Source organism: Pseudomonas sp. SB113 (genome assembly GCF_040754745.1).
GTDB classification, from domain to species: domain Bacteria; phylum Pseudomonadota; class Gammaproteobacteria; order Pseudomonadales; family Pseudomonadaceae; genus Aquipseudomonas; species Aquipseudomonas grimontii.
Map to the genome: position 1 here is coordinate 182677 of NZ_JBFMHW010000003.1, position 20131 is coordinate 202807.

The 20131-nt window shown below is 57.9% G+C and carries 25 protein-coding genes and 1 tRNA gene; 24 read left to right on the forward strand and 2 right to left on the reverse strand.

Annotated features, from left to right (window positions below; translation table 11 throughout):
- Window positions 1-99 precede the first annotated feature (99 nt).
- Together AB1462_RS05450 and AB1462_RS05455 are read left to right on the forward strand one after the other, a co-directional pair.
- Complete coding sequence (locus tag AB1462_RS05450) at window positions 100-585, forward strand: YajQ family cyclic di-GMP-binding protein (protein WP_367246320.1); 486 nt, start codon at window positions 100-102, stop codon at window positions 583-585.
- Window positions 586-721: 136 nt separating this feature from the next.
- Window positions 722-1564 (forward strand): mechanosensitive ion channel domain-containing protein, encoded by an 843-nt coding sequence (locus AB1462_RS05455; RefSeq protein ID WP_315336366.1) that lies wholly within the window; start codon window positions 722-724, stop codon window positions 1562-1564.
- A 189-nt stretch (window positions 1565-1753) separates the two neighbouring features.
- On the opposite strand, the gene AB1462_RS05460 is transcribed toward AB1462_RS05455, so the two are convergent.
- A complete protein-coding gene (locus tag AB1462_RS05460; RefSeq protein ID WP_259191416.1) occupies window positions 1754-3052 on the reverse strand; it encodes an OprD family porin in 1299 nt (432 codons plus the stop codon).
- A 745-nt stretch (window positions 3053-3797) separates the two neighbouring features.
- Between AB1462_RS05460 and AB1462_RS05465 the strand changes: the two genes are divergently transcribed.
- Window positions 3798-4223, forward strand: a complete 426-nt coding sequence (locus AB1462_RS05465) for an HIT domain-containing protein (RefSeq protein WP_259191415.1) — start codon at window positions 3798-3800, stop codon at window positions 4221-4223.
- Between the two features lie 3 nt (window positions 4224-4226).
- A complete protein-coding gene (locus AB1462_RS05470) occupies window positions 4227-4433 on the forward strand; it encodes a SlyX family protein (RefSeq protein WP_027605535.1) in 207 nt (68 codons plus the stop codon).
- Between the two features lie 69 nt (window positions 4434-4502).
- On the opposite strand, the gene AB1462_RS05475 is transcribed toward AB1462_RS05470, so the two are convergent.
- On the reverse strand, window positions 4503-5105 hold the full coding sequence (locus tag AB1462_RS05475) for a cold-shock protein (RefSeq protein ID WP_090400569.1): 603 nt from the start codon (window positions 5103-5105) through the stop codon (window positions 4503-4505).
- 429 nt (window positions 5106-5534) lie between these two features.
- Here AB1462_RS05475 and AB1462_RS05480 point away from each other — a divergent pair, with 429 nt between their 5' ends.
- The 20 genes from AB1462_RS05480 to AB1462_RS05575 all read left to right on the forward strand — a co-directional run bounded on the left by AB1462_RS05480 (window position 5535) and on the right by AB1462_RS05575 (window position 20066).
- Window positions 5535-6008: a Dps family protein gene (locus AB1462_RS05480; protein ID WP_003193874.1), complete on the forward strand. Its 474-nt coding sequence runs from the start codon at window positions 5535-5537 to the stop codon at window positions 6006-6008.
- Window positions 6009-6187: 179 nt separating this feature from the next.
- A complete protein-coding gene (locus AB1462_RS05485) occupies window positions 6188-6529 on the forward strand; it encodes a ribbon-helix-helix domain-containing protein (protein ID WP_090400568.1) in 342 nt (113 codons plus the stop codon).
- Window positions 6530-6708: 179 nt separating this feature from the next.
- Window positions 6709-6930: an FmdB family zinc ribbon protein gene (locus AB1462_RS05490; RefSeq protein WP_090400567.1), complete on the forward strand. Its 222-nt coding sequence runs from the start codon at window positions 6709-6711 to the stop codon at window positions 6928-6930.
- A gap of 107 nt (window positions 6931-7037) precedes the next feature.
- Window positions 7038-8813 carry an aspartate--tRNA ligase gene (gene aspS, locus AB1462_RS05495; protein ID WP_027605538.1) on the forward strand — a complete coding sequence of 592 codons (1776 nt, stop codon included), beginning with the start codon at window positions 7038-7040 and terminating at the stop codon, window positions 8811-8813.
- Window positions 8814-8962: 149 nt separating this feature from the next.
- The gene (locus tag AB1462_RS05500; RefSeq protein WP_259191413.1) at window positions 8963-9709 is read left to right on the forward strand and encodes a YebC/PmpR family DNA-binding transcriptional regulator; all 747 of its coding nucleotides are present in this window, start codon (window positions 8963-8965) and stop codon (window positions 9707-9709) included.
- A gap of 157 nt (window positions 9710-9866) precedes the next feature.
- Window positions 9867-10391, forward strand: coding sequence for a crossover junction endodeoxyribonuclease RuvC (gene ruvC / locus AB1462_RS05505; protein WP_024077147.1), 525 nt, complete (start codon window positions 9867-9869; stop codon window positions 10389-10391).
- Window positions 10392-10459: 68 nt separating this feature from the next.
- On the forward strand, window positions 10460-11071 hold the full coding sequence (gene ruvA, locus AB1462_RS05510) for a Holliday junction branch migration protein RuvA (protein ID WP_003175802.1): 612 nt from the start codon (window positions 10460-10462) through the stop codon (window positions 11069-11071).
- Complete coding sequence (ruvB, locus tag AB1462_RS05515; protein WP_003193867.1) at window positions 11072-12130, forward strand: Holliday junction branch migration DNA helicase RuvB; 1059 nt, start codon at window positions 11072-11074, stop codon at window positions 12128-12130.
- Entirely contained in the window at window positions 12114-12260 is a 147-nt protein-coding gene (locus AB1462_RS05520; protein ID WP_159440113.1) for a hypothetical protein, read from the forward strand. Before ruvB ends, AB1462_RS05520 begins: the two co-directional genes overlap by 17 nt.
- A gap of 10 nt (window positions 12261-12270) precedes the next feature.
- The gene (gene ybgC, locus AB1462_RS05525; protein WP_032890914.1) at window positions 12271-12726 is read left to right on the forward strand and encodes a tol-pal system-associated acyl-CoA thioesterase; all 456 of its coding nucleotides are present in this window, start codon (window positions 12271-12273) and stop codon (window positions 12724-12726) included.
- Between the two features lies 1 nt (window position 12727).
- Window positions 12728-13423 (forward strand): protein TolQ, encoded by a 696-nt coding sequence (gene tolQ, locus AB1462_RS05530; RefSeq protein WP_090400565.1) that lies wholly within the window; start codon window positions 12728-12730, stop codon window positions 13421-13423.
- A 23-nt stretch (window positions 13424-13446) separates the two neighbouring features.
- Complete coding sequence (gene tolR, locus AB1462_RS05535; RefSeq protein ID WP_161793227.1) at window positions 13447-13899, forward strand: protein TolR; 453 nt, start codon at window positions 13447-13449, stop codon at window positions 13897-13899.
- Window positions 13899-14972: a cell envelope integrity protein TolA gene (gene tolA, locus AB1462_RS05540; RefSeq protein WP_090400564.1), complete on the forward strand. Its 1074-nt coding sequence runs from the start codon at window positions 13899-13901 to the stop codon at window positions 14970-14972. Before tolR ends, tolA begins: the two co-directional genes overlap by 1 nt.
- A 17-nt stretch (window positions 14973-14989) precedes the next feature.
- The gene (gene tolB / locus AB1462_RS05545; protein ID WP_043293513.1) at window positions 14990-16270 is read left to right on the forward strand and encodes a Tol-Pal system beta propeller repeat protein TolB; all 1281 of its coding nucleotides are present in this window, start codon (window positions 14990-14992) and stop codon (window positions 16268-16270) included.
- A 55-nt stretch (window positions 16271-16325) separates the two neighbouring features.
- Window positions 16326-16826, forward strand: coding sequence for a peptidoglycan-associated lipoprotein Pal (gene pal / locus AB1462_RS05550; protein ID WP_003209827.1), 501 nt, complete (start codon window positions 16326-16328; stop codon window positions 16824-16826).
- A 6-nt stretch (window positions 16827-16832) separates the two neighbouring features.
- Window positions 16833-17669: a tol-pal system protein YbgF gene (gene ybgF, locus AB1462_RS05555; protein WP_090400562.1), complete on the forward strand. Its 837-nt coding sequence runs from the start codon at window positions 16833-16835 to the stop codon at window positions 17667-17669.
- 164 nt (window positions 17670-17833) lie between these two features.
- The gene (queE, locus tag AB1462_RS05560; protein WP_090400561.1) at window positions 17834-18481 is read left to right on the forward strand and encodes a 7-carboxy-7-deazaguanine synthase QueE; all 648 of its coding nucleotides are present in this window, start codon (window positions 17834-17836) and stop codon (window positions 18479-18481) included.
- A 1-nt stretch (window position 18482) separates the two neighbouring features.
- Window positions 18483-19160 carry a 7-cyano-7-deazaguanine synthase QueC gene (queC, locus tag AB1462_RS05565; RefSeq protein ID WP_367246325.1) on the forward strand — a complete coding sequence of 226 codons (678 nt, stop codon included), beginning with the start codon at window positions 18483-18485 and terminating at the stop codon, window positions 19158-19160.
- Window positions 19161-19223: 63 nt separating this feature from the next.
- Window positions 19224-19299: transfer RNA gene (locus tag AB1462_RS05570), tRNA-Lys, on the forward strand.
- 188 nt (window positions 19300-19487) lie between these two features.
- A complete protein-coding gene (locus AB1462_RS05575; RefSeq protein ID WP_090400559.1) occupies window positions 19488-20066 on the forward strand; it encodes an NAD(P)H-dependent oxidoreductase in 579 nt (192 codons plus the stop codon).
- Window positions 20067-20131: the final 65 nt, after the last annotated feature.

Consider the following 20131-nt stretch of genomic DNA (forward strand, 5'->3'; position numbering starts at 1 on the left):
CACAGTGAACGGGACGAAAGAACCGCTATAATGCCCCGGCATTTTAGCTCGGGCGCGCTCCATCTCTACTGAGCCGGCCCCTTATATTGGAGAAATCACATGCCTTCGTTCGACGTGGTATCTGAACTGGACAAACACGAAGTCACCAACGCCGTCGAGAACGCCGTCAAGGAGCTGGACCGCCGCTATGACTTGAAAGGCAAGGGCAGCTTCGAATTCAAGGAAAAGGAGCTGACGGTCAACCTGACCGCTGAAGCCGATTTCCAACTGGAAGCGATGATCGAGATCCTCAAACTGTCGCTGGTCAAGCGCAAGATCGACGCGCAGTGCCTTGAAGTCAAGGACGCCTACGCCTCCGGCAAGCTGATGAAGCAGGAAGCCGTACTCAAGGAAGGCATCGACAAGGAGCTGGCGAAGAAGATCGTCGCCCATATCAAGGATGCCAAGCTGAAAGTCCAGGCTGCCATCCAGGGTGAGCAGGTTCGCGTCACCGGCAAGAAGCGCGATGATCTGCAGGACGCCATTGCCGCCCTGCGCGCCAAGACCTTCGATATGCCGCTGCAGTTCAATAACTTCCGCGACTGATGGCACTTTGGGGAACCTGTGGGTTTTTTTGACGTCCCACGCCCCAGAACCTGTGCCTGCACTTGAGCCCTACGGGGCTCATTTGCGTTATTAGGCCGCCAATAAAACCGCACATCCGCCATACAGGAGACGCTACATGGATTTAAACGCTGAAATGGATCACTTGATCAAGACTTCACAGTCGTGGATCCCGATGATCATGGAATATGGCAGCCGGGTGTTGCTGGCGGTGATCACCCTGGCCATCGGCTGGTGGCTGATCAACGTATTGACCCACCGCGTGGGCCGCCTGCTGGCCATGCGGAACGCGGACCTGGCGCTGCAGCACTTCATCACCAGCCTGGCCAATATTGCGCTGAAAGTCATGCTGATCGTCAGTGTGGCCTCGATGATCGGCGTGGCAACCACCTCGTTCGTGGCTGCCATCGGTGCCGCTACCCTGGCCATCGGCCTGGCGTTGCAAGGGAGCCTGGCCAACTTCGCCGGTGGCGTGCTGATTCTGTTGTTCCGCCCGTTCCGCATTGGTGACTGGATCGAAGCCCAGGGCACCTCGGGGACTGTCGATAGCATCCAGATCTTCCATACCGTACTGCGTACCGGCGACAACAAGACCGTGATCGTGCCCAACGGCATCCTGTCCAACGGCATTATCACCAACACCAACCGTCAGCCGACCCGCAAGGTGGTGTTTGATGTGGGTGTGGACTACGAGGCTGATCTGCAGAAAGCCCGTGAAGTGCTGCTGGAACTGGCAAAAGACCCGCGCGTATTGACTGATCCGGCTGCAGTGGCCGTGGTTTCGACCTTGGGCGATAGCTCGATCACCGTTTCCCTGCGCTGCTGGACCAACACCCCGGATTATTGGGATGTAGTGTTCATGCTTAATGAACTGTCGCGTGACCGTTTAAAGGCCGCGGGGATTGATATTCCATTTCCGCAGCGCGTTATTCGAGTCATGCAGGAAGCAGTACCGAAGTAAGCGAAAGACGCGTGTTTAACTTGGCCGAAAGGTCAGGTTAAACGTGTCATCTGAATCTCGTTAGTTAGCTTGCTAGTTATTTAGTTGCTGAAATAAAACTGCAATAAAAAGCCGCTCCCTTGTAAACAGGGGAGCGGCTTTTTTGTTTAAGGCCGAGGCCTTAAGTCATCGTTGTAATTGAACCGGCAATTACAGGATGTTCAGCGGGTAGTTCGCGATCAGACGCAGTTCGTCGATCGAAGGCGAACCGTAGTACACGCCATCACCGGAGCGATAGGTCGCTTGACGCAGACGCAGGCTCAGGTCTTTGGCAGGACCGCTTTGGATCACGTACTTGGCTTCGATGTCGCGTTCCCACTCTTTACCGTTCGAGGTGGTGGCGGTGTTGGCGCCGCTACCGGTTACGTAACGAGTCATGAAGCTCAGGCCAGGAATGCCGAAGGTTGCCATGTTAATGTCGTAACGAGCCTGGTAAGACTTCTCGCCTTCGGCGTTGAAGTCGGAACGGGCAATGGAGTTGGCCAGGAACACTGTGCCGCCGCCGTCTACACCGTAGCCGTAGTCGCCGTCGCCGGTAACCTTCTGGGCTGCCAGGGTAAAGGTGTGAGCACCGATGGTGTAAGCACCCTGCAAGCTGAATGCGCGGTTGTCGAGCTTGGTCGTGCCATCTTTTTCGGCGCGCTGCAGGCCGGCACCGTCGCTCTTGGTGTCGTAGATGTTGAAGTCCAAGGCGAACGACTGGTCGTCGCTAAGTGCATGGGTCCAGTTCAGGTTGCTGTAGTACTTGCGGAAGTAATCTTCGGTTTTCGCGTAGTACAGGCTGCCGGTGAACTCTGGGGTAAACGAGTAGACGCCGCCGACAAAGTCGGTCTTCGTCAGGCCCAGGCTGTCATGGTAGGTCTGGCTCTGCGCGACGCTGGAAGTGAAGTGACCGCCTTCCAGTTTCAGGCCCTTGATCTCGTTGCTTGTGATCGAGATGCCTTGTGGCAGCTCTGGCAGCAGACGGCTGTCATCGGAAGCGAACACTGGAGCTGTGGTGTACTGGTCACCGATTTTCAGGACGGTATTGGAGATACGGAACTTAACGGCGCCACCGCCTTTGGAGTAATCGTCTTGTGAACGACCATCGGAGCCGGTTGGGAACAGGCCGGTACCTGCACGACCCTTACCGCTGTCGAGTTTCACGCCCAGCAGGCCGATTACGTCAACACCGACACCTATAGTGCCTTGGGTGAAGCCGGACTCGTACAGAGCATTGAAGCCTAAGCCAGTTTCTTCAGCCCGGCTTTTACGCTTGCCGTTGACGGTGTCGTAACCGCCCGCTGGCTCATTACGGAAATCGCGGCTGAAGTACAGAGCGCGAGTGTTAATGCTGAACGTACTGTCTTCAACAAAGCCCTTGGAATCGTCCTGGGCGGACGCCATTGCGAACTGCGAGGTGCCTGCTGAAACAGCCAGGGCGATCATGCTCCACTTCATCACGCGCATCGTGATTTGCTCCTTTGGTTTTAGGAAGAGTACTGCCGTCCCACCTGTATTTTTATCTGGGCGGCTCTTTCTTTTTTGTGTCGGCGCAAAGTTATATCACGCAGACCCTATTGACGATACTTACCCATCTTTCCTTTCAGCTTCTTTACGAGGCTGTCGTAAATTGCTAGCTCCATGTCGCAAATTCACAGTCCGAATGTAACGGGACTGACAACTTCAATGCTGTTTTAAAACGCCTCTCCGCGTTTGCCGTCTTCCTTGGTGCGCATTGAAACGCCACTGTTTCTTATCGCGAAACACTCACTTCCATGCGGGTGCCGTTGTCGACGATATGGGGTTGAATGCAACAAGCGCGCCCAAACCGGTAACTGAATGTCATTTTTTCGTGAAAAACGTTACGGCGGTGTAAAAACCGCATAAGCACGGGCTTTTTACGCCGTTTGGTTTGGGCTTGACGCCCGTGTGTTACGGCTGTTGGGTGGTACAAAAAAACGCTCCAAGAGAAAAACGTTACCGGTCCACCCTCATGGGTGGGTAGTTGGCGGATCTCTTTGAAGCACAAGTGGGTCATTTTGGTGCATCCCGGTGAGGCCCGAATTAGCGTAGCTCAATTATTCGCCTGCCTCGAAAGAGTGCGATTTTTTTATCGAGATGCGCCGGGGCTCTCCCGTATTCGCCGTGAAGCCGCATGCATTCGAAGGTATGCTGGGCGCCAGAACTTGACTTGCCAAACGGAGTGCCCGTGGTGTTCGCCTTAGATCAACGCCTGCAACAAGACACACTGGTCATCGGGGACTTCCCGTTGTGCCGCCTGCTGCTGTCCAATGACTCGAACTACCCCTGGTTCATCCTGGTGCCACGCATCAACGGTATCAGCGAAGTGTTTCAGCTGGATGTCGCAGATCAACAAATCCTCTGGAAGGAAACTACGTTTCTGGCGCAGTTACTCAACGAAGGCCTGGGCGCCGACAAGATGAATATCGGTGCGCTGGGCAATGTCGTCAGCCAATTGCATGTGCATGTGATCGTACGCAAACGGGATGACGCCGCCTGGCCGGCGCCAGTGTGGGGCAAGCATCCGGCACAGCCGTACACTGAAGAACAAGTGGCGGCGATTCGTGTGCGCCTGCGCGAGTTGCTGCCTGCCGACTTCATCTTTACCCAGGGTTGAACCATGGACTTGCAAGACCGCGTCACCGATCTGGAAAGCCGCCTGGCGTTTCAGGACGACACCATCGAGACCCTCAATGACATCCTGGTCGCCCAGCAACGCGCGGTTGAACGCCTGCAACTGCAGATGACCGCGCTGCTCAAGCGTCAGGAAGAAATGGGCGGTCAGTTCGAGACGTCCGAAGAAGAGGCGCCGCCACCGCACTATTAATCCGGGTGCAATAAAAAACCGCGACCCAGCCAGGCTGGATCGCGGTTTTTTTTGCTGCGCCGGCTGGAATCAGCGGCGCGGCAGGGCAGCGATCACGTCTTCGGCTTGCAGGCCTTTGTCGCGATTCATCACGGAGAACTCCACGCGCTGGCCTTCCACCAGGACGCGATGGCCTTCGCCACGGATCGCCCGGAAGTGCACGAAGATGTCGTCGCCCGAATCACGGGAAATAAAGCCGAAGCCTTTGGAGGTATTGAACCACTTGACGGTACCGGTATCCCGGTTGGTCATGTCGTAGTTTTGCGACGCGGCCGCTGGGGACGAACGGTAGAAGCTGATGGCCAGGTGAAGAACGATGGCGACCACAGCAATCACCAGGCTGAGCAGGATAGCCGGATGGCCGCCCACTTCAGGCATAGGTGCCAGGAGGGTGAGGGTTTGTACGACAACGGTCAGTACCAGCAGCGCGCTGACCAGGTTTTGCAGTTGATGACGCGTGCCTTTGTTCCAGTAAGGAATTACGGGAGCGAGCGTCAGGTTAAGAAGGCCGAACAAGGCCAGGTACAGAGCGTCGTGTTGTTGCAGGTAGGGCAGGCTTTCAGGCTGCAGGTTCGGGATAAAGGACAGCAGCAAAGCTGCAACGCCCGTTAGCAGGTGGACGATTTTCAACATTTTGATTAACTCACGTTAAGACGGATCACAAGGAAGAGCTGACCGGCACGGTTCGCTTCTGAACAATGGGAGGCGTTGGGCACGTGCGCGGGTATCAGCCTATGCCGCTTGCCGTGGAATTTAACGGCGGCGACACGCTGCCTATTTAACAGCAAAGGCCGTGCCTACTCAAATCAAGCATTTTGTGGGGTTGAAAGGGGTATGGCATTTCCGGGGGAAACGCTGGTCCTAGACATGTGCAGGAGTTTCAGGCGGTCTTAAAGGAAATTTCCTATGCGTCCCACAGGCTTGCCCTGCACGGGGTGACCGGTCGTGCGGGGGCGATTTGCCGCATGTCGCCGGAGGGGGGCGGGCTGCGCATCTCCGGCGCTCTTGCTAGAGTGGTCCTGCACCGGATCAATGAATGCTTGTCAATTGAAGGGGATAAACATGGCAATCGATATCGGTATCAGTGAAGAAGATCGTAAATCCATCGTCGATGGACTTTCACGGCTGCTTTCCGATACCTATGTACTGTACTTGAAGACCCACAACTTCCATTGGAACGTCACGGGCCCCATGTTCCGTACGCTGCACCTGATGTTCGAAGAGCAGTACAACGAGCTGGCGCTGGCGGTGGACTCCATAGCCGAGCGTATCCGTGCCCTGGGTTTCCCGGCACCGGGCGCCTATTCGATCTACGCCCGTCTTTCCTCCATCAAGGAAGAAGAGGGCGTACCCAGCGCAGAAGAGATGATCAAGCAACTGGTGGCGGGCCAGGAGGCGGTCACGCGTACCGCGCGCGGTATTTTCCCGTTGCTCGACAAGGTCAGCGATGAGCCGACTGCGGACCTGCTGACCCAGCGCATGCAGGTTCACGAGAAAACCGCGTGGATGCTGCGCTCCCTGCTCGAAAACCAGTAAACGTCACCCTGAGTGGCGCCATTGTGGCGCCACTTGCTTGTTTCCACGCATTTCCTGGCGTTGTCCTACGCCTATAAACGTCCCGTCTTCTGGCTGCCTGCTGCGTCCTGCTGTCTTATAGGGCCACTGTCCAATGGGAGAACCCATGGGCTGTTGTTTGGCAATGGAGTGTCAGGTGTATGTCACGTGGAGTGGATATTGGAGTGATGGAAACCGCTGGTTTTCATAAGATAAACGTCGACCCCTTCGCCAAGGGTTTCGATATGGGGCTGGCCAAGCCATTGTCCCGATCAGTAAGGCTCAATGGGTTTTCCACTTGTCTTCGGCTTGAGCAGATCTATTGGAATATCCTCACGGAGATAGCCAGGATCAATGCCTGCTCTGTCAGTGCATTGCTGTCCTATGTCGATCGGGAAGTGCACTTGCGCTATGGAGGCGTGAAGAACTTCAGTGGGTTGGTCAGGGTGGTGTGTGTGGTTCATCTGTTAAAAGGCCGTGCCAGCTTACCGAACCCTGAGTAATCGGCAGGCCCCGGGGCTGGTCCGCCGTCGAGGTGGACCAGGCTCCGGGCAGAAAGCCGGCTGCGCTGCCTCGATTTACCAGATATAATCCCGCGCTTTGCTGCTGCCGGGGCTTTCTCCCTCTGCTCTCTATCAGGAGCGGGCGCGGCACAGTAACGATCGATCGCCGAGACATCGCCATGCCCATGTACGACTATCAATGTGCTTCCTGTGGACATCAGTTGGAAGCCATCCAGAAGATCAGCGCCGAGCCGCTGGTCGATTGCCCGGCCTGCCAGGCACCTGAACTCAAGAAGATGTTGTCGATGCCGGGCTTCCGCCTGAGCGGCAGCGGCTGGTACGAGACCGATTTCAAGACCGGTTCGAAAAAGAACCTGGCGGGCGGCGACAAAGCAGACTGAGTTGAACTCCATGCGCAGGCTCCTGCATTATCCGTCCCCTGCTTTAATGTACGGTGACGAGGCAGGCCTCCACCGAATTTCGAATTACGAGAAGTGAAACCACTACCATGATGCGCAGCCACTATTGCGGCCAACTGAACGAGACCCTGGATGGTCAGGAAATCACCCTTTGCGGATGGGTTCACCGTCGCCGCGACCACGGCGGGGTGATCTTCCTCGATATCCGTGATCGTGATGGTCTGGCCCAGGTGGTATTCGATCCGGACCGCGCCGAGAGCTTCGCCGCCGCTGACCGCGTGCGCAGCGAGTACGTCGTGAAGATCACCGGCAAGGTTCGCCTGCGTCCTGCCGGTGCCGTGAACGCGAACATGGCATCCGGTGCGATCGAAGTGCTGGGCTACGAGCTGGAAGTACTGAACGAATCGGAAACCCCGCCGTTCCCGCTGAATGAATACTCCGACGTCGGCGAAGAAACCCGCCTGCGCTACCGCTTCCTGGACCTGCGTCGTCCGGAAATGGCCGAGAAGCTGCGCCTGCGTTCGCGCATGACCACCAGCATCCGCCGCTTCCTCGACGAGAACGGCTTCCTTGACGTCGAGACGCCTATCCTGACCCGGGCCACCCCGGAAGGCGCGCGTGACTACCTGGTGCCTAGCCGTACCCACGCCGGCAGTTTCTTCGCCTTGCCGCAATCGCCGCAGCTGTTCAAGCAACTGCTGATGGTGGCCGGCTTTGACCGTTACTACCAGATCGCCAAGTGCTTCCGCGACGAAGACCTGCGCGCAGACCGTCAGCCGGAATTCACCCAGATCGACATCGAGACCAGCTTCCTCGATGAAAAAGAGATCATGGGCATCACCGAGCAGATGATCCGCAACCTGTTCAAGGAAGTGCTGGACCTGGAGTTCGGCGAATTCCCGCACATGACCTTCGAAGAAGCCATGCGCCGCTACGGTTCCGACAAGCCAGACCTGCGTAACCCGCTGGAACTGGTGGACGTGGCCGACCAACTCACCGAAGTTGATTTCAAGGTATTCAGCGGTCCGGCCAACGACCCGAAATGCCGCATCGCCGCCCTGCGCGTGCCTGGCGGCGCAAGCATGCCGCGCAAGCAGATCGACGACTACACCAAGTTCGTCGGCATCTACGGTGCCAAGGGCCTGGCGTACATCAAGGTCAACGAACGCGCCAAGGGTGTTGAAGGCCTGCAGTCGCCAATCGTGAAGAACATCCCGGAAGCCAACCTCAATGTGATCCTGGATCGCGTGGGCGCGGTCGACGGCGACATCGTGTTCTTCGGCGCCGACAAAGCCAAGATCGTCAGCGAAGCCTTGGGCGCGCTGCGGATCAAGCTGGGCCACGACCTGGACCTGCTGACCTGCAAATGGGCACCGATGTGGGTCGTCGACTTCCCGATGTTCGAAGAAAACGACGACGGCAGCTTCAGCGCCTTGCACCACCCGTTCACCGCGCCGAAGTGCTCGCCCGAAGAGTTGGAAGCCAACCCGGCAGGCGCGCTGTCCCGCGCGTATGACATGGTGTTGAACGGTACTGAGCTGGGTGGCGGTTCGATCCGTATCCACCGTAAAGAGATGCAGCAAGCGGTCTTCCGCCTGCTGGGCATCAACGAAGCGGAACAGGAAGAGAAATTCGGCTTCCTGCTCGACGCCCTGAAATACGGTGCGCCGCCCCACGGTGGCTTGGCTTTCGGCCTCGACCGCCTGGTGATGCTGATGACCGGTGCCCAGTCGATCCGTGAAGTGATCGCCTTCCCGAAAACCCAGAGTGCTGCCGACGTCATGACCCAGGCTCCAGGTGTGGTGGATGCCAAGGCGTTGCGCGAGCTGCACATCCGTCTGCGTGAGACGCCGAAGGCTGAGTAAGGCTGCTGCGTGAAAGCGCACTGAGATTTACGCAGTCTTAAAGGCGCATCTTCGGATGCGCCTTTGCGTTACAAGGGCTGTGCTTTAAAGAAAGAAATCCGGCCTGGGGCGGGATTGATAAGGTTTCTAGAGAATTTCGGAGTTGTGTTATGGCTGGCCATTCCAAGTGGGCGAACATCAAGCACCGCAAAGAGCGTCAGGATGCCAAGAAAGGCAAGATCTTCACCAAGTGGATTCGCGAGCTGACGGTCGCTGCCCGCCAGGGCGGTGGTGACCCGGGCTCCAACCCGCGTCTGCGCCTGGCGCTGGACAAGGCCCTCGGCGCCAACATGAGTCGTGACATTATCGACCGTGCCGTGGCTCGTGGCGCGGGCGCTGCCGACACCGACGATATGGTCGAGTTGAGCTACGAAGGCTACGGCCCGGGTGGCGTGGCAGTGATGGTCGAATGCATGACCGATAACCGCAACCGCACCGCCGCTGCCGTGCGTCATGCGTTCAGCAAGTGTGGCGGTAACCTCGGCACGGATGGTTCGGTGGCTTATCTGTTCGAACGCAAGGGCCAGATTTCCTTTGCGCCGGGCACGGATGAAGACGCGCTGATGGAGGCTGCAATGGAGGCCGATGCCGACGACGTGGTCACCAATGATGATGGCTCCATCGACGTGTTTACCTCGTTCGCCAGTTTCTACGCGGTGCGTAATGCGCTCGAAGCTACCGGTTTCAAAGGTACTGACGCGGAAATCGTGATGCTGCCGACCACCAGCGCCGAGCTGGACCTGGATGGTGCGCAGAAGGTGCTGAAGATGCTGGATATGCTCGAAGACCTGGATGATGTGCAAAACGTGTATTCCAACGCCGACATCCCGGAATCCGTAGCCGAACAGCTAGGCTGAAGAATGACGTAGATCCAAATGTGGGAGGGGGCTTGCTCCCGATAGCGGTGTATCAGTCAGCTTATGTCTAACTGGACGACCGCTATCGGGGGCAAGCCCCCTCCCACATTGGAACTACGGTGTATCAAAAAATGTGTTTACCCGACCTGCAGGCGTTATGACTTTAATCCTAGGTATCGACCCCGGTTCGCGCATCACCGGTTTTGGTGTGGTGCAACACACCCCGCGCGGCTGCGTCTACGTCGCTTCGGGCTGTATTCGCACCGGCGCCGGCGAGTTGGCCGAGCGCCTGCAGATCGTTTATCGCGGTGTGCGTGAAGTAATCCAGACCTACGGGCCGGTGACCATGGGCATCGAAAAAGTGTTCATGGCAAAAAACGCCGACTCGGCCCTTAAGCTCGGGCAAGCCCGTGGCGCTGCCATCGTGGCAGGAGCCGAAGAGGGCATGGAAATCGCCGAATACACCGCGACCCAGGTCAAGCAGGCCGTGGTCGGCACCGGCGCGGCAAATAAAGAACAGGTGCAGATGATGGTCATGCACATGCTCAAGCTCACCTCAAAACCGCAGATCGATGCCTCCGACGCCCTGGCCATTGCCATTTGCCATGCACACACCCGCTCCAGCCTGCTGCCTCACGGCTTGGGTACGGCACGCAGTCGTGGCGGACGCCTGCGTCTCTGATAGCATCAGCGCAATCGTTATTTCCGGTCAGGCCTTGATCTGACCTCCAAGCTTTAAGGATCTGAACCGTGATTGGACGCTTGCGCGGCACCCTGGCTGAGAAACAGCCGCCGCACCTGATTCTGGATGTAAACGGGCTGGGGTATGAGCTGGAAGTGCCCATGACCACCCTGTACCGCCTACCGTCGGTCGGTGAGCCGATAACGCTGCATACCCATCTGGTGGTGCGCGAAGATGCGCAACTACTCTATGGTTTCATTGGCAAGCGCGACCGCGACTTCTTCCGCGAACTGATTCGCCTCAATGGCGTGGGGCCTAAATTGGCCCTGGCGTTGATGTCGAGCCTGGAAGTGGATGAGCTGGTACGTGCCGTTTCGGCCCAGGACACCTCGGCGCTGACCAAGGTGCCGGGTGTGGGCAAGAAAACCGCCGAGCGCCTGCTGGTAGAGCTCAAGGACCGCTTTAAGGCCTGGGAAGTGGTGCCGAGCATGTTCGCCCTGGTGCCGAACCAGCCGGATATGCCGGCGGGCCAGGTCGCGAGTGCTGAAAGCGATGCGGTGAGTGCGCTGATTTCCCTGGGCTACAAGCCGCAGGAGGCCAGCAAGGCCGTATCGGCCATCAAGGACAAGAACCTGAGCAGCGAAGACATGATCCGCCGAGCCCTGAAGGGAATGATTTAAGTGATTGAAGCTGATCGTCTGATCGCGGCCACCGGGCCCCGTGACCGTGAAGAAGTCCAGGACCGGGCCATCCGCCCCCTGAGCCTGGCCGAATACATCGGCCAGCCCACCGTGCGCGAGCAGATGGAGTTGTTTATCCAGGCCGCGCGCGGGCGCAGTGAGTCCTTGGACCACACCTTGATCTTCGGCCCGCCGGGGCTGGGTAAAACCACCCTGGCCAACATCATTGCCCAGGAGATGGGCGTGTCGATCAAGTCCACCTCCGGCCCGGTGCTGGAGCGCCCAGGTGATTTAGCGGCATTGCTCACCAACCTCGAGCCCCATGACGTTCTGTTTATCGACGAGATCCACCGGCTCTCGCCAATCGTCGAGGAAGTGCTGTACCCGGCGATGGAAGACTTCCAGCTCGACATTATGATCGGCGAAGGCCCGGCCGCCCGCTCGATCAAGCTCGACTTGCCACCGTTCACGCTGGTGGGGGCGACGACCCGTGCAGGCATGCTCACCAACCCGCTGCGAGACCGTTTCGGCATCGTTCAACGTCTGGAGTTCTATAGCACTGCCGACCTGGCGACCATCGTCAGCCGTTCGGCCAGTATTCTCGGCTTGCCCCTGGACCCGGAAGGCGCGTTCGAAATTGCCCGTCGGGCCCGGGGCACGCCACGGATTGCCAACCGCCTGCTGCGTCGCGTGCGTGACTTTGCCGAAGTACGGGCCAAGGGGCACATCACCAAGGCTGTGGCGGACCTGGCCTTGAACCTGTTGGATGTGGACGAGCACGGCTTCGATCATCAGGATCGACGTCTACTCTTGACCATGATCGAGAAGTTCGACGGCGGCCCGGTGGGTGTCGACAGCCTGGCGGCGGCCATCAGTGAAGAGCGCCATACCATCGAAGATGTGCTGGAGCCGTACCTGATCCAGCAGGGCTATATCATGCGCACGCCAAGGGGCCGTGTGGTGACGCGCCATGCCTATCTGCACTTCGGGTTAAACATTCCGTCACGATTGGGTGAGATGCCCGTGGTAGACGAATTCCTTGATGCAGTGGACGATTAAAAGCTTCACGCAAGTCGATTTATTCGATGTTTGTGCTGTCCTAGTGGCTGGCGTCGTCATTCAGTCACTGGATATGTTTTTCGAGAATGAAAAAACAGTTGCCCTGCCGGATTGGCAACCTGAGGAGTAAGCACTAGAGTATGCGCGCGCAAAACGGGGATCAGTCGTTCGCACATCGCTGTCGCGTTTATTACGAGGACACCGATGCCGGCGGTATCGTTTATTACGTCAATTACCTCAAGTTCATGGAGCGGGCTCGAACCGAGCGGCTACGGGAGCTGGGCTTTGCCCAATCCCAGCTGGCAGGGGAGGACCTGTTATTCGTCGTGCATTCCAGCGAGGCGCGTTACCACGCACCGGCGCGACTGGACGACGAGTTGCTGGTCAGCGCTGAAGTAATCGAATTGAACCGTGCCAGCCTGCGTTTCAAGCAGCAGGTCAGGCGGGCAACGGATGCAACGCTGCTCTGTGAGGGGCAGTTCCTGGTGGCGTGTGTGCGCACCAATAGTTTGAAACCTCGGGCCATTCCCGAAACTCTACGTGCGGCCTTTGCCGCCGTGAGCGGCGCGGGTAAACAATCAAAGCAGGAGATTTAGCGTGGAACCTACCGTCGTCGACCATTCCTCCATGTGGAGCCTGGTCAGCAATGCCAGTGTCGTGGTTCAACTGGTGATGCTGACCCTGGTAGCCGCATCGGTTACCTCATGGATTATGATTTTTCAGCGCAGCAACCTGCTGCGTGCCGGTCGACGTGCCCTGGAGAGCTTTGAAGAGCGCTTCTGGTCGGGTATCGACCTGTCCAAGCTGTACCGCCAGGCCGGCAGCAACCCGGACCCGGACTCGGGCGTCGAGCAGATCTTCCGCGCCGGCTTCAAGGAATTCTCGCGCCTGCGCCAGCAGCCGGGTGTGGATCCGGAAGCGGTCATGGAAGGCGTGGCCCGTGCCATGCGCGTCGCCATTTCCCGGGAAGAAGAGAAACTGGAGCAGAGCCTGCCGTTCCTCGCTACCGTCGGTTCCGTCAGCCCGTACATCGGCCTGTTCGGTACCGTGTGGGGGATCATGAACTCGTTCCGCGGCCTGGCCCAGGCCCAGCAAGCGACCCTGGCCACCGTGGCCCCGGGTATTGCCGAAGCCCTGATCGCCACCGCGATCGGCCTGTTTGCCGCTATCCCCGCAGTAATTGCCTACAACCGCTTTGCTGCCACCAGCGAAACGTTGATCAGCCGTTACTACACCTTCGCCGATGAATTCCAGGCGATCCTGCACCGTAAAGTGCACACCAGCGAAGAATAAGCAGGTAATTCCCAATGGCTTTAATCGCTCGAGCTCGCAAAAAGCGCAAGCCGGTCGCCGAGATGAACGTAGTGCCCTACATCGACGTGATGCTGGTGCTGCTGGTGATCTTCATGGTGACCGCGCCGATGCTCAACCAGGGCGTGAAAGTTGATCTGCCCAAGGTTTCCAGTGAAGCCTTGCCGCAAGACAACAACACTCAGGTCCTGACCATTTCGATCAAGGCTGACAAGACCTATTACTGGAACCTTGGCAGCGAAGTCGACACTCAGAAACAACAGGACAAGGCCTTGACCCTGCCGGCGATGACCGATGCGGTGACCAAGATCATTCGCTCCGGCAACGAAGGCGGCAAGCACACCCAGGTGTTCATCCGCGGCGACAAGTCGGTCGACTACGGCTCCGTCATGGGCGCCATGGGCGGGCTGCAGAAGGCCGGCGTCGGCAACGTTGGCTTGATTACCGAGGCGCCCTGATGCAGCAACAGCGAGAGCCGTCCGCCTCGGAAAGCTTCTTCTGGCCTAGCGTCTGGGCAATTGCCCTGCACGTCCTGGTGTTTGGCATGCTGTTCGTCAGCTTTGCCATGACCCCGGACCTGCCGCCAGCCAAACCGATCGTGCAGGCGACCCTGTATCAGCTGAAATCGAAAAGCCAGGCCACTACCCAGACCAATCAGAAGATTGCGGGTGAGGCCCAGAAGTCGGCTGCGCGCCAGACTGAAGTCGAACAGATGGAACAGAAGAAGGTCGAGCAGGAAGCGGTGAAGGCTGCTGCGGAACAAAAGAAAGAAGAGGCGGCTCAAAAGGCCGAGGAATCGAAAAAGGCTGACGAAGCCAAGAAGGCCGACGAGGCGAAAAAGGCTGATGAAGCCAAGAAAGCCGAGAAAGCTGCCGAAGCTAAAAAAGCTGAAGAGAAACAATTGGCTGATATAGCCAAGAAGAAATCTGAAGAAGAAGCCAAAAAGGCTGCCGAAGAAGAGGCCAAGAAACAGGCCGCTGAAGACGCCAAGAAAAAGATAGTCGAAGACGCGAAGAAGAAAGCCGCCGAAGACGCCAAGAAAAAAGCTGAAGCAGACGAGGCGAAGAAGAAAATCGCCGACGACGCGAAGAAGAAAGCTGCCGCCGATGCCACCAAGAAAAAGGCCCAGGAAGCAGCGCGTAAATCCGCCGAAGAGAAAAAGGCCCAGGCCTTGGCAGATTTGCTCTCCGACACGCCGCAGCGTCAGCAGGCCTTGGCCGATGAACGTGGTGATGAAGTCGCGGGCAGTTTCGACGACCTGATTCGGGCGCGGGCAGCAGAAGGCTGGACACGTCCACCTTCGGCACGCAAAGGCATGACAGTAGTGCTGCAGATCGGCATGTTGCCGGACGGTACGGTGACTTCGGTCAGCGTGGCCAAGTCCAGTGGTGACGGTTCGTTCGACAGTTCGGCGGTTGCCGCAGTCAAGAATATTGGCCGGTTGACCGAGATGCAGGGAATGAAACCAAGCGACTTCGCTCCCTATCGTTCATTCAAGATGACATTCACACCTGAGGATCTAGCCTTGTGAGAAACCTTCTTCGAGGAATGCTTGTCGTTATTTGCTGTATGGCAGGGATAGCGGCGGCGGATGAAAAGAACATCCTGGTCACCAGCGGCAGCGATCGGGCCACCCCGATCGCGGTAGTACCGTTTGGCTGGCAGGGCGGCAGCGTGCTGCCGGACGACATGGCCCAGATCGTCAGCGACGACCTGCGTAACTCCGGTTACTACGCACCGATTCCGAAAGGCAACATGATCAGCCAGCCGACCCAGGCCAGCGAAGTCATCTTCCGTGACTGGAAAGCGGTGGGCGCGCAGTACCTGATGGTCGGCAGCATCACGCCGGCCGGTGGTCGCCTGCAGATCCAGTACACCTTGTTCAACGTGGCCACTGAGCAGCAGGTCTTGACCGGCAGCGTATCGGGCACCGCCGAACAACTGCGGGACATGGCCCACTACATCTCGGACCAGTCGTTTGAAAAGCTCACCGGCATCAAGGGGGCGTTCTCGACGCGTCTGCTTTATGTAACGGCTGAGCGTTTCTCCGTAGACAACACTCGCTACACCCTGCAGCGTTCGGACTACGACGGCGCGCGCGCCGTTACCTTGCTGCAATCGCGTGAGCCAATCCTGTCGCCGCGCTTCGCGCCGGACGGCAAGCGTATTGCCTACGTGTCTTTCGAACAGAAGCGTCCGCGTATCTTCGTCCAGCACATCGATACTGGCCGTCGTGAGCAGATCACCAACTTCGAAGGCCTCAACGGTGCGCCGGCCTGGTCGCCGGATGGTTCGCGCCTGGCATTCGTACTGTCCAAGGACGGCAACCCGGACATCTACGTGATGAACATGGCTTCGCGCCAGATCAGCCGTGTGACCAGTGGCCCAGGTATCAACACCGAACCGTTCTGGGGCAAGGATGGTTCGACCATCTACTTCACCTCCGACCGCGGCGGCAAGCCACAAATCTACAAAACGAGTGTTGGCGGTGGGGGCGCGGAACGCGTGACCTTTATCGGTAACTACAACGCCAATCCGAAGCTTTCGGCTGATGAAAAGACGTTGGTGATGATTCACCGTCAGGATGGTTTCACTAATTTCCGGGTTGCGGCCCAGGATTTGCAGCGCGGAACCGTAAAAATCCTCACAGATACCAACCTTGATGAGTCAGCCACTGTTGCGCCCAACGGCACCATGGTAATCTACGCCACCCGCCAGCAGGGCCGGGGAGTCTTGATGCTCGTGTCCATTAATGGACGCGTAAGGCTCCCGCTTCCTACCGCACAAGGCGAAGTCAGAGAACCATCCTGGTCCCCTTACCTGAACTGACGCGGCGCTACAAAAAGATTTGCTTAACACACTGGGGTTCATTAGGAGTTTCACGATGGAAATGCTGAAGTTTGGTAAGTTTGCTGCTCTGGCTCTGGCTCTGTCCGTAGCCGTTGGTTGCTCGTCTAAAGGCGGCGACAATGCCGGTGAAGGCGCAGCTGTTGATCCAAACGCTGGTTACGGCGCTAACACTGGTGCAGTTGACGGCTCCCTGAGCGAAGAAGCTGCTCTGCGCGCAATCACCACTTTCTACTTCGAATACGACAGTTCGGACCTGAAACCAGAAGCCATGCGCGCTCTGGACGTTCACGCGAAGGACCTGAAAGCTAACGGCGCTCGCGTTGTTCTGGAAGGTAACACCGACGAACGTGGTACTCGTGAGTACAACATGGCACTGGGCGAGCGTCGTGCGAAAGCCGTTCAGCGCTACCTGGTACTGCAAGGTGTTGCTCCAGGCCAACTGGAACTGGTTTCCTACGGTAAAGAGCGTCCAGTTGCTACTGGCCACGACGAGCAGTCCTGGGCTCAAAACCGTCGCGTCGAACTGCGTAAGTAATTCGTCATGCGAACGTGCCGTCGTGCTCTAACTGTATTGGCTCTCAGCCTCGCCCCGCTTGCGGTGTGGGCTGCGGTTCCTGTGGAAGATAGCAACTCTGGCTATAACAATAGCGGGAGCAGCTATCCGCCAGCGGGTTATGGCACGAACGGCGCCTATGCTGGGGGAGCGGCTACGTCTGCTCCCTCGGCACAGGGCGAACTGTTCAACCAGCTGCAACGCATGCAGGATCAATTGGCGCAGCAACAAGGCACCATTGAAATTCTGCAGAATGAAGTGCGTCAGCTGAAGCAAGAAGGCCTGGAGCGTTACCAGGATCTTGATCGACGTATAGGAGCCGGTGTTGCACCTGCCGCTACTCCTGATAATTCTTCTGCCGGTGGCGCGCCCAGCGCTGCTATCGGTGGTGCTGCAGCAGGGGCCGCCGCTGCGAGCCAAGCCCCTGCCGCCAGCAGTGAACCGGGTGATCCGGCGAAGGAAAAGCTGTATTACGATGCAGCCTTCGACCTGATCAAGGCCAAGGATTTCGATAAGGCCAGCAAAGCCTTTACCGCGTTCCTGGGCCGCTACCCAAACAGCCAGTACGCGGGTAACGCCCAATACTGGTTGGGCGAGGTAAATCTGGCAAAGGGTGATCTGCAGGGGGCGGGCCAGGCATTTGCCAAGGTCAGTCAGCTGTATCCCAAGCACGCCAAGGTGCCGGACTCGCTGTACAAACTCGCTGACGTAGAACGCCGCCTGGGTCATACCGACAAGGTCAAAGGTATTCTGCAGCAGGTCGTAGCCCAATATCCGGGCACTTCCGCCGCACAGTTGGCTCAACGGGATCTGCAACGCTTGTAAGCGATGCAGCCCGTTTAGAAGAAACCCGCGCCTGGCGCGGGTTTTTTCGTTAGAATCCACGCCCTTTTATGACACACGCTTCCTGGGGTCTACGCGTTGGCGGGGTTCTTTGAAGTGCCTGACGGAGGCGGACAGCCTGTTTAGCTGTTACGCCCGTGGCGACTATGCAAGACACATTACGCATCACCGAAGTTTTTTACTCGTTACAGGGTGAAACGCGAACCGCTGGCCTGCCCACAGTTTTTGTGCGCCTGACCGGCTGCCCCTTGCGTTGCCAATACTGTGACAGCGCCTACGCCTTCAGTGGCGGAACCGTGCGCACCCTCGAAGACATCCTGGAGCAGGTTGCCAGCTACCGGCCGCGCTACGTCTGTGTGACGGGTGGCGAGCCCCTGGCCCAGCCTAACGCCATACCCTTGCTCAAACAGCTGTGTGACGCCGGTTACGAGGTATCCCTGGAAACCAGCGGCGCCCTGGATATTTCTGCGGTAGATCCGCGTGTGAGTCGAGTGGTTGACCTCAAGACGCCGGGCTCCAAGGAAGTGCACCGCAACCGCTACGAGAACATCGAGCTGCTGACGCCCAACGATCAGGTCAAGTTCGTGATTTGTTCCCGTGAGGACTACGACTGGGCCAACTCCAAGCTGATCCAGTACGGCCTTGACCGCCGTGCCGGTGAGGTATTGTTCTCTCCCAGCCACCATGACCTGAACGCGCGCGATCTGGCCGACTGGGTGGTTGCCGATAACCTGCCCGTACGCCTGCAATTGCAGCTGCATAAATACCTGTGGAACGACGAGCCAGGGCGTTGAGATGACTGATCAACAGCGCGCCGTCATCCTGCTGTCTGGCGGCCTCGATTCCGCAACGTTAGTGGCCATGGTTCGCGCTGAAGGTTACAGCTGTTACACCATGAGCTTCGACTACGGTCAGCGCCACCGTGCCGAACTGGAGGCAGCCGCGCGTGTTGCCCGAGACCTGGGGGTGGTTGAACACAAGGTGATTGGCCTGAACCTCGACGGCATGGGTGGCTCTGCCTTGACCGACAGCACTATCGACGTCCCAGAGGGCCCCACCGAAGGCATCCCGGTCACCTACGTACCGGCACGCAACACCGTGTTCCTGTCACTGGCCCTGGGCTGGGCGGAAGTTCTGAATGCCCGTGACATCTTCATCGGGGTTAATGCCCTGGATTACAACGGCTACCCGGACTGCCGCCCGGCGTTCGTCGAATCGTTCGAGCGCATGGCCAACCTGGCGACCAAGGCGGGTGTAGAGGGGCAGGGGTTTCGTATTCAGGCACCGCTGCAGAACTTGAGCAAAGCCGATATCGTGAAGGCTGGCGTAGGACTTGGTGTCGATTACTCGCTGACTGTTTCCTGCTATCAGGCCGACGATGACGGCCGTGCCTGTGGGAAATGCGATAGCTGCCGACTGCGTGCGGAGGGCTTCCAAATGGCCGGAATTACGGACCCAACGCGTTATTTCTGATTTATTTCAAATAAGGTGTTGAATAATCCTTAGAAATCAGTATTATACGCGCCACCACACAGCGGGTCGTTAGCTCAGTTGGTAGAGCAGTTGGCTTTTAACCAATTGGTCGTAGGTTCGAATCCCACACGACCCACCATTTTTGGCGGTTTAGAAAATCCGGAAGGCCCACGCAAGTGAGGATTTCCGGGTTTTTTTTTGCCTGTGATTTGGCGCTTACTACCGGTACGCAATGCACCGGCTACACCTGCTTTTGGCAAACCGCCCTATTGACTCTCCTGTTACGGGCACACCCTATTCTGAGCGCCCTACATTCAGGATGCAGTGATGATGAGTAAGCGAGTACTGGTGATTCTGGGGCACCCTTCAACCGACAGTTTCTGCGGGGCATTGACCGACACCTATATGAAGGAGGCCACCAGTGCCGGGCACGACGTGCGTCTGTTACGCCTGGATGCACTGAGTTTTGATCCAGTGCTGCACGCTGGCTACAAACAGGTTCAGTCGTTGGAGCCCGATCTGCTCAAGGCCCAGGCCGATATCACGTGGGCCGAACACCTGGCGTTTGTCTATCCGATCTGGTGGGGCGGGATTCCAGCGTTGATGAAAGGCTTTTTCGATCGGATATTCCTGCCTGGTTTTGCCTTCAAGTACCGCGAAGGCAAAGCCTTTCCCGACAAGCTTTTGAAAGGGCGCACGGCTCACCTGCTGGTCACGATGGATACCCCGCCGTGGTACTACAAGTGGGTCTACCGCATGCCGGGCTTGCACCAGGTGCGCAAGACCACCCTGGAGTTCTGCGGCATCAAACCATTGAAGACCCTCACGTTCGGGCCAGTCCTCGGCTCCGACGCCTCCCAGCGTGACGCTTGGCTCAAGCAAGCCCAGGCTCTCGCTGGCCGCTGAAACATTCGTTGCACAGCATCGCCTTGCAACAGGCGATGCCGGCGTCCTACTTGCCATATATTGCC